At 68.1% G+C, this 1,532-nt stretch carries 1 protein-coding gene; it reads right to left on the reverse strand.

Going from position 1 to position 1,532, the window contains the following annotated elements; all coding sequences use genetic code 11:
• The coding region (gene eccB / locus AC2VOK_RS21140; RefSeq protein ID WP_428902192.1) for a type VII secretion protein EccB at window positions 1-1,484 on the reverse strand (1,484 nt) is incomplete at its 3' end.
• Window positions 1,485-1,532: the final 48 nt, after the last annotated feature.

A 1,532-nucleotide genomic window follows, 5' to 3' on the forward strand; every position in this document is an offset into this window, starting at 1 on the left:
GTGTCGTGTTCCACCAGGGCGTCCGCCCGCGACAGGGTCGGCCCCTGTGGCAGCAGCCGCAGCGCCACCCACGGCGCCAGGCTCGGTCTGGTCTTCAGCCCCAACGCCTCAAGCACGTCGCGGGTGTCGTCCACCCCGAACCGGGCGCCCGCATCGGTCAGCCACCACAGCGATTCCGTCGTCTTGGCTCCGGGATCATTGCCGGTGGCGGCGACGAAGTTCGCGTTCTCGGGACCGAAATAGACCTGGTCGGCTTGCCGGCCCGTCGTGTCGGCCTTCACCAACGTCACGACCTTGTTCATGTCATGTGAATTGACCGGGATGCTGGACCCGGAGATGACCTGGACGCGCGCACGGCTCTCGCCGTCGGTCTTCTCCCACCACCAGCAGGTCGCCGGATTCTCCCGGATGTCCATCACGTTCAACGGGTTGTCCGGGTAAGACGACAGATCCAGCTTCTTGACCACAGGCATCTTCGCCAGCGCCGACGGTTCCACGGTCAACGGCTTGGTGTTACCCGAACCAGCGTTCTGCAGGATCTGGGCCACCAGCGGTGGCAGCGTCTGCACGCCGTCGGACAACACCAGCGAATACTGCTGCGGGCCACTGATCTGCGGGGTGACGATCACCGTGCCCACCGGGCCGGGCGCTCCGGGGAAGGACGCCGGGCTGCCGACATCCTTCACGTCGGGCACAGTCAGCTCGGGCCCCACCGGTAACGCGTCGAACAGGGCACGGCTCATCGGCTTCGCCGCGCTGACCTGCTCGGGCGTCAGCCCCAGCGGTAACAGCACCGACCGGTTCGTCGCGTCGATGCGCGAGCGTCGCCCTTCGCGAATCACCCAGGCGTCGCCGCCGTAGCTCAGAACCGTGGCGTCCGACCCCGTCAGCACCCGCCGGTGGCCGCTGAGGTCCGGGATGCCGTCGATGACGGTCACCGTCACACCCGAGGGCGAACTCAGTACGGACCCCGTCCCACTCGCGGTGCCCACGGAGTCACAGACCAGCCACGATGACTTGGCCGGCGTCCTGGACGCGAAGTTCGACGGCGCCCCGGGGATCCCGACCAGCGGCCCGCGCGGGAGGCTCGCGATCTGGCTGGACCGAACCAGGTGCGGGTTGTCCGGCCGACCGGTGATCAGCCGGGCTGACGCGAGGTTCAGCGCCGGATACAAACGGTCGCCCACCCGGACGTACAGCGCGCCCGAGTCGCGGTCGGCGATGATCGGGGACTCGTTGATCTGACCGGACGGGCTGAGGAAGGAGTACAGCAGCGCGCCCAGGCAGATCACCAGCGCCGCAGACACCGACGCCACCACGGCCAGGTTTTGCCGGCGGCCGGGCTCGATCTCCATACGGACCCGCCACCGGGTCAGCGCCATCGCGGTCCGACGAGCAAGGAATTGGTAACCCGTCACCTGCGTCCGCGTCGACAGCCCGAGGCCGTATCCGGACCCGCGCTGCCCGCGACTCTCTTCCGCCACTTAATTCACCATCCGGTCTGTTGACACGCTCTGGGGATCCGCGGTACC

It is taken from the genome of Mycobacterium sp. TH-M116 (assembly GCF_057473685.1).